Here is a 6,969-nt window from a genome sequence, read left to right on the forward strand (position 1 = left end):
CGAGCATGACACCGCGCACGCTCATCGCTGCCGGGTTCGCGGCGAGTTTGATTCTGGCCCTCCCGCAGCCAGTCGCCCACGCCGAAGCCGACGTCATCAGACCCGGTGACCGCATCGACTACGTCACCCAGGACGGCTCAGCGTCCTTCTGCACCACCGGATACGTCTACACCGGGGTCAACGGCCACGCCTACGCCATCACTGCCGGACACTGCCGAACCGACGACGCAGGCCACGTCGTCGAAGAACGGTCAGGAGCCACAGGAAGATTCACCACCATCGTCGTCGCGCCACCACGGTCAGGCGGACCTGACTACGGGCTCATCGACTTCGGACCAGGTGTGGTCAGCCGGCCTGAGGGCGGCGGCCTGGACTTCGCCGACGACGGGCCAGCCCCGCTCGTGCATGTCGGTCAGACCGTGTGCCATCTCGGCGTGTCCAGCGGCCGACACTGCGGCACCGTGGCCTACCGCTACGGCGACGACCAGTTCATGACCACGGGCATGCCGGCCAGTGTCCCCGGAGACTCCGGCGGCCCCGTGTGGATCACCGACGACACCGGCCAAGCCCACATCGTCGGCATTTGGCTCGGCGAAAAGTCCAGCGCTGACAGCGATCGACGCTACGGCCGCTTCGCGAGCCTGACCGCCGCGCTCGACACCCTCACCTGACGAGTCGGACTCTTACACGCTCACAACGACATCGGCACGGCCGGCCACACCATGTCGATGCGCACCCGCGGTGTGCTCGCACCGTCGACCAGCCACACCAGGCAACGCTCGGCGGCCTGGCCGCCGCCGTCGACCAGCACGCGGATCAACTCATTCTCGACCATCAGTCCAGTATGACGGCCGAACCTGCGCGATACGTCGGCCTCGGTGAGATCACGCGCATGGGTGGCCCGGACCGGGCCACCCGCCTGCGGCGACCAGCAATCCGTGGCCCCTCACCTATGAACCGGTCAGCAGGGGTCGGGAGCGTAATCGGCCGGGGGCCCGACCGGATCAACCCCCGCCCGCGGCGGACTACGCAGGCCGAGTGACCTTTACGGCCTAACGTCAGCTCACCGAGGCGCTGCGCGCCGGTGAGCCGGGCCGCAAACCCTGCTTCGCACGCCGCCGGACTCTTCGGGGTTGACCGCCCACCCTCATCCGATTCCCCCGCACCCTGCGCCAACCGGCGCACTCCTTACCACGCAGAACGGGAGCCCGACATCATGACCCACCGCACCGAAACCGCCTACGCCCGCAGCGCCCTGTACGAGATCCGTCCCGCCGACATCACCGAGGTCGACGAGTACAACTCCTACCGAGATGGCGAGACCACCTACGGCGACATTTGGGTCCTGGACCTGTCCAACGAGGACGGAAACGGCCTGGCCCTGACGGGAACCCGGCGCGAGCTCGTCAACTACCTCGACCTGGTCGCCGCGCACGTCAAGTTCGAGACCGACCCCAGCGGTGACCTCGACCAAGCGCTCCGACGGCTGCACGCCTTGCGCGATGAACGCGCCACCGCTCTGGACGCCGGAGATGACAGCACCCTCAACCGCCTCGATGAGGAGGAGGTCGCACTCCTCCAAGACGTCGTCGCCGCCGCCGAAGCCGTCAACGACAGCCTCTGACCACCAGCGGGTTCCGGCCATCCTGCGCCCGAAGGGGTTGGCCGGAACCCGTTTTTGTTCCCCACGTTGCGTTGGGTGGGCGCCGGCGCACTAGGTGCGACCGGCGGATGGCCGCCTACGGCGGCCGCGTCCGCAGCCCCTCACCTTTAACCCGTTAGCAGGGGTCGCAGCCTAATCGGCCGGGGGCCCGAGCCGTAAACCCACGCCCGGTGGTGGTGCCGGCGGCGGAGGACATGTGCGGCCCAACCATGCTCGCTGCCGCTCGCGGGCCACACATCCGCCGGCACCACCACCGGACTCTTCGGGGTTGACGGCCCACCCTCAGCCGATTGACCGCACCCCAGCGCTAACTGGCGCACTCAACACCTTCCCGAACGGAGAACAACCATGACCATCACCGCCACCCTCACCGAAGACACCGCCACCCGCCTCAGCACCGCACACAGCCTGGCCATGGCCCGATCCGACATCCACAACGCCGTCAACGCCGACGACGACCACCGTCGCCGCCAATACGCCCTCTCCGCCCGCGACAACGCCGTCACCGTCATCCTCGAGCCCACCAGCGACCGCGACCAACGCGAACACGCCGAGTATTACCTGGCCGACGCCGAAGGCATCCTCGCCACCACCTCGACCACCGAATAACCCGCCCCGACAGCAGCTCTGGCCGGCTGCCTCACCCCGAGGCGGCCGGCCAGAACCCTCCCCACATCCAGTAACTCAGCCCGTAACCTTTTACGCACGAAAGGATCACCTCATGGTCGACAAGGATTTCGCACTAGCTTGGCAGTTCGTCGGACACGACGGCCGACCCCGCCAGCTCCGCTTTCGGATGAACTTCGCCCCAGCCGGAGATCCCCGAATCTTCGACGGCACCGGGCAACTCGTCGCCACCATCGCCGACGCCGACCGGCCCGACAACTTCGACGAGATCGCCATCAGCCGCCCGGACGTCCCCGAAGCGGCAGTGGACGCCGCCCTCGAGGGATGGGAGGACTGGGCCTTGCTGCACGAAGCGGACAACGGCATCGACCGCTGGATCAGCCTGCCCGCCATTCAACATCGCATCAACGCCGCCGGCCTCGGTGTGAACACCGACCCACCACCGAACGGCGAATAGCCCGCACCCAAGGGGGTCCGTCTGGCCAACCGGTCAGACGGACCCCCTTTTTTCGTCCGGACGCAGCTCCGCGGCCACGCACCACACCGGCCACCCGCTGCCGACGTTCCAGTCGCACTCTCACCGGTGAAAATTGCTGCTCTGACAGGCCCCGGGCAGCGGCGACAATGGACTATCGAGGAGGTCGACACTGCCCATGAGCACCACCGACTATCCGGCGCCCTGCCGAATCATCGACGAACACGGTCACGGCTATCGACTGCAATTCCGCTCCCCGGCCGCCGATCCGGCCGTCGGCCAGCTCGTCGCCGTCGCCGAGGACGACCCCGACGCACCACCGATCGAGCTCACCAGAGACAACCTGCACCAGACCGACGTCGACACCGAAGTGCACCGATGGGACGACTGGCACAGCACGATCCGCTCCGGACCCGACGGCCTCTACAGCGAACTGAGCCTCACCGAAGTGCGCCGCCGCTTCGCCAACGCCGGCCTGGACGTCATCACCGACGAGTCCTAACACCGCCCCGGTAGGACCGCCAGCCCGCGCCTACGGCCCGGCAGTGGCCGCCTGGCGGCTGCCTTCGTCCGCAGCCTCTCACCTTAAAGCCGTCAGCAGGGGTCGCAGCGTAATCGGCCGGGGCCCCGACCGGTAAACCCACACCCGCACCGAACTACGCAGGCCGAGTGACCTTTCCGGCCCTACCGAAGCTCGCCGAGGCGCTGACGCGCCGGCGAGCCCGGGCCGCAAACCCTGCTCCGGTCGGCACGGCCTCTACGGGGTTGACCGCCCACCCTCAGCCGATTCCCCGCACCCCAGCGCCAACCGGCGCACTCCGCACCACCCGAACGGGAGAACAACCATGACCAAGCTCACCACCCCCAAGCTCACCACTCCTTCGATCCTCAGCGCCGACGCCACCGGCCTGATCGCCCACACCTACGTCCGCGTCCGCGGTGCCCAGACCGCCCAGATCGACGTCTACAACGCCCGCACCCCACACGCGCGGGTCACCATGACCCTCGGAACCGTGCTGATGACGTTCTGGTCAGCTTCGGCCGCCCAAGGCGTCCTGGAGGGCATCTCCGCCGCCCGGGCGACCATCGGACGCATGCCGGCAGACATCTCCACCAACGCCGACCCGTACGGACAGCCCACCATCGCCGTCGACTGGACCAGCAGGCCCAGCTACGCAGCAATCCCCCAAAGTCGGGTTACCCCCGACCAACGCCACACCCTGCGCTGGACGGAGGTTCACATGGGCCCGCTGACATGGCAGATCCTCGACCGCGCAGCGTTTCACGCGCTAACCCGCATCCTGCGCGACGTCCACACCACCGCCACCGTCGTGTGCCTCGACGGAAGCAAGCACCTCGCAGATCCCACCGCCGACGACTACGTGCCAGCCCAGCAGCCACTGCAGTAATCCACAGCCACGTCCAGGGGCCGGATTCATCCACAGGCGGTGAGTCCGGTCCACCGATGAGTCACCGGAAAGGGCGACGATGGATCCATGAGCACCTGGACCCTGAACATCACCGGCGAGAGCCGGCGAACCATCATCGGCACCACCGACAACGCCGACGCCAGCCGTGCCGCCGCGCTACGCGCGATCGGCACCGCCAGCGCCGCCGCCGGCTTCCAACACCACCGCTACGAAGCCACGGTCGACGGAGAACTCCTCGCCATCATCCAGACCGGCATCGCCGACGCCGGTCTTCCCGATCACCGCGGAATCGTCGACCTCCTCGACCGCATCACCACCGCGCAGAACGAGCCGGCCAACTAGCCGCAGCTGCGCACCTGGCGGCGACGGCCATCGGGACCGCTTCGCGGCCCGGGAACAACCCCAGCTCAGATCGGGAAGTCACCAGATCGCCTGGGGCGCACGCCCGCACGTCGACCTGCCAGGGTGGTTACACCGACGGAGCGCCAGCCGTGTCGGTCGGGGCCGCGGCGGGGCGGGTCCGGACGGCGACGGCCCCGAGGAGGGCGACGGCCCCGACGGCGGTCAGGGGGATCGTCCAGGCCCGGCGGCCCGAGAGGGCCGAGCGGCAGTCCCCGGTGTAGTCCGTCCTGGGGAACATCGCCGCGCCTCCGCTGAGCGTCCGCTTGAGGACCGTCTCCTGGTCAGCCGCCTTCGCCTTCCCGACGTCTCCAGAGACGGCGGTCCCGCAGGGCATCGACGCCGAGCCAGTTTCGATCGAGACGGGGCTGAGGAGCGCGATCCCCCCGGCGAGGAAAAGAGCAGCGGCGATGAGGGCGACGAACGTCCGTGGGGTCACGGGCCGGAGCCTAACCTGACCTCTCTCCGGGGTCCGGCCTGTCCTCACTTCTCGTCGAGCCGTCGCGTGGGGTGGGCGCCGGCGCACTAGGTGCGACCGGCGGATGGCCGCCTGCGGCGTCCCCGTCCGCAGCCCCTCACCTTTAACCGTTCAGCTGGGCCCCAAGTATGACCGACAGGGACCCCGTCACGCGCAACCCACACCCGCGGCGAACTACGCAGGCCGAGTGACCTTTCCGACCCAATGCCAGCCCGCCGAAGCGCTCCGCGCCGGCGGACGCGGGCCGCAAACCCTGCTCCCTTCGCCGCGGCCTCTACGGGGTTGCGCGCGCCACCCCGCCGGTCCCCCAATCCCCAGCGCTAACCGGCGCACTCAACACCACCCGAACGGGAGAACAACCATGCGCATCAACCTGACCTCCAACACCGACGTCGTCAACCTCATCCCAGCCCTGCTGGGCTTCGTCCCGACCAACAGCATCGTCGCCATCGTGCTCGACGACCACGGCGATTCCTTCACCGTCTACTGCGGTGCCCGCTACGACAGCGATGCCACCTTGGACGTGGCCGCTCAGTTCGCCGACGTCCTCCCCCTGCAAGACGCCGACGGCCCGCACCGTCCCGTCCTGCTCGTCGCCGTGGCCGACGTCGACCACCAGCGCCATGCCAGCGCTCATCTCGACGCCGTCACCCACCACGTCACCGCCCGCGGTGCCACCGTCGTCAAGCGGCTCCACACCCCCCACCTCGAGGCAGGCCACACCTGGACCGACGTCGACACCGGCCAGACCGGCACCACCGCCGACTACCGCACCTCCGAGGTCGCCCTGCAGATGGCCGTCGAACACGGCCGCACCGTGGAAGCCACCCGCGAGACGATCGCCGCCGAATTCGCCCCCGGCGACCCGGCACCCGAGGCCGAGATCACCGACGACACCGCCGACCTCGTCACCCAGGCCATCCTGGGCGTCTACGCAGCCCTCAACGACCCAGACGGCCTCACACCACAGCTCGTCGCCAACGCCGGACACCTCATCACCGCCAGCGTCACCCACCGCGACGCCCTCCTGGTCGTCAGCACCACCCGACCCGAGGGCGGTGCCACCGTGTGGACCCGGATGGCACGGCAGCTACGCGGCCCAGCCCGCATCGAAGCCCTCACCATCGCGGCCGCCTGCTTCTACGTCGGCCACGACACCGTCCGCACCAGCATCGCCCTCGAAGCAGCACACGACACCGCCGTCGCCGCCGGCCTCGACGACACCAACCTCGTCCTGTTGCTCGACACCGCCGTCCAAACCGCCGTGCCGCCGACGAAAATCCGACAGCTCTTCGCCACCATCGCCGCGAACCCGCCCACCAAGTAACCACCGCACGACAACCCGCTCTGGCCGGCCGCCTCAACCCCGAGGTGGCCGGCCAGAACCGTCTCCGCACCGGCACATCCCGCGAAAGGAAACAGCCATGACCAACCACAAGCCCACCCGGCGCCTCGACGGACACACCCCCCGCTACTCCTACAACCCCGCCGACCGCACCCACTGGATCGTCGACGCCGCCACCGTAGACGGATGCGCACTCGACAGCGCGCAGTCCGACGAGACCGCCGTCAACACCGAATGCGCCTGCGACACCGCCGAATGCGACGACGTCCTCGCCGCCGCCGACCGCCTGCCGCTGCCCAACGGAGAGGACCTCGCGCAGCTCATCTGCGACGCGCTCCCCGAGTAACGACACCACCTCGGGCTCGCCGACTCGTCCACCCACCGGACGAGTCGGCGGGCCCCCTTTTTGCTCCGCCCAACCGGCCGGTGTCCACCGTCGAACCGGACGTCGCGTGGGGTGGGCGCCGGCGCACTAGGTGCGACCGTCGGATGGCCGCCTACGGCGGCCGCGTCCGCAGCCCCTCACCTTTTGCCGTTAGCAGGGGTCGCAGC

At 69.0% G+C, this 6,969-nt stretch carries 11 protein-coding genes; 9 read left to right on the forward strand and 2 right to left on the reverse strand.

Features of this window, described 5'->3' with window-relative positions:
- Nucleotides 1–5 precede the first annotated feature (5 nt).
- Entirely contained in the window at nt 6–671 is a 666-nt protein-coding gene (locus tag B1790_RS19840; RefSeq protein WP_079924976.1) for a serine protease, read from the forward strand.
- A 20-nt stretch (nt 672–691) separates the two neighbouring features.
- Here the strand turns inward: B1790_RS19840 and B1790_RS34725 are convergent, their stop codons facing one another.
- Nucleotides 692–835 (reverse strand): hypothetical protein, encoded by a 144-nt coding sequence (locus tag B1790_RS34725; RefSeq protein WP_158083851.1) that lies wholly within the window; start codon nt 833–835, stop codon nt 692–694.
- A 381-nt stretch (nt 836–1,216) separates the two neighbouring features.
- Here B1790_RS34725 and B1790_RS19845 point away from each other — a divergent pair, with 381 nt between their 5' ends.
- The 6 genes from B1790_RS19845 to B1790_RS19870 all read left to right on the forward strand — a co-directional run bounded on the left by B1790_RS19845 (nt 1,217) and on the right by B1790_RS19870 (nt 4,537).
- A complete protein-coding gene (locus B1790_RS19845; protein ID WP_079924977.1) occupies nt 1,217–1,624 on the forward strand; it encodes a hypothetical protein in 408 nt (135 codons plus the stop codon).
- A 387-nt stretch (nt 1,625–2,011) separates the two neighbouring features.
- Nucleotides 2,012–2,272 (forward strand): hypothetical protein, encoded by a 261-nt coding sequence (locus tag B1790_RS19850; protein WP_233165216.1) that lies wholly within the window; start codon nt 2,012–2,014, stop codon nt 2,270–2,272.
- A gap of 112 nt (nt 2,273–2,384) precedes the next feature.
- Nucleotides 2,385–2,747 carry a hypothetical protein gene (locus B1790_RS19855; protein WP_079924978.1) on the forward strand — a complete coding sequence of 121 codons (363 nt, stop codon included), beginning with the start codon at nt 2,385–2,387 and terminating at the stop codon, nt 2,745–2,747.
- Between the two features lie 196 nt (nt 2,748–2,943).
- A complete protein-coding gene (locus B1790_RS19860) occupies nt 2,944–3,267 on the forward strand; it encodes a hypothetical protein (RefSeq protein WP_079924979.1) in 324 nt (107 codons plus the stop codon).
- Between the two features lie 343 nt (nt 3,268–3,610).
- On the forward strand, nt 3,611–4,174 hold the full coding sequence (locus tag B1790_RS19865; protein WP_079924980.1) for a hypothetical protein: 564 nt from the start codon (nt 3,611–3,613) through the stop codon (nt 4,172–4,174).
- Between the two features lie 87 nt (nt 4,175–4,261).
- Nucleotides 4,262–4,537, forward strand: a complete 276-nt coding sequence (locus B1790_RS19870) for a hypothetical protein (protein ID WP_079924981.1) — start codon at nt 4,262–4,264, stop codon at nt 4,535–4,537.
- A 127-nt stretch (nt 4,538–4,664) separates the two neighbouring features.
- Here the strand turns inward: B1790_RS19870 and B1790_RS19875 are convergent, their stop codons facing one another.
- Entirely contained in the window at nt 4,665–5,033 is a 369-nt protein-coding gene (locus B1790_RS19875) for an aminopeptidase (protein WP_142271409.1), read from the reverse strand.
- Between the two features lie 400 nt (nt 5,034–5,433).
- On the opposite strand from B1790_RS19875, the gene B1790_RS19880 reads away from it, so the two are divergent.
- Nucleotides 5,434–6,399, forward strand: a complete 966-nt coding sequence (locus B1790_RS19880; protein ID WP_079924983.1) for a DUF4192 domain-containing protein — start codon at nt 5,434–5,436, stop codon at nt 6,397–6,399.
- Nucleotides 6,400–6,496: 97 nt separating this feature from the next.
- Nucleotides 6,497–6,763: a hypothetical protein gene (locus B1790_RS19885; RefSeq protein ID WP_079924984.1), complete on the forward strand. Its 267-nt coding sequence runs from the start codon at nt 6,497–6,499 to the stop codon at nt 6,761–6,763.
- The last annotated feature ends 206 nt before the right edge of the window (nt 6,764–6,969 follow it).

Origin of the sequence: Mycobacterium sp. AT1 (assembly GCF_002043095.1) — a bacterium.
In the GTDB taxonomy this organism is placed as follows: domain Bacteria; phylum Actinomycetota; class Actinomycetes; order Mycobacteriales; family Mycobacteriaceae; genus Mycobacterium.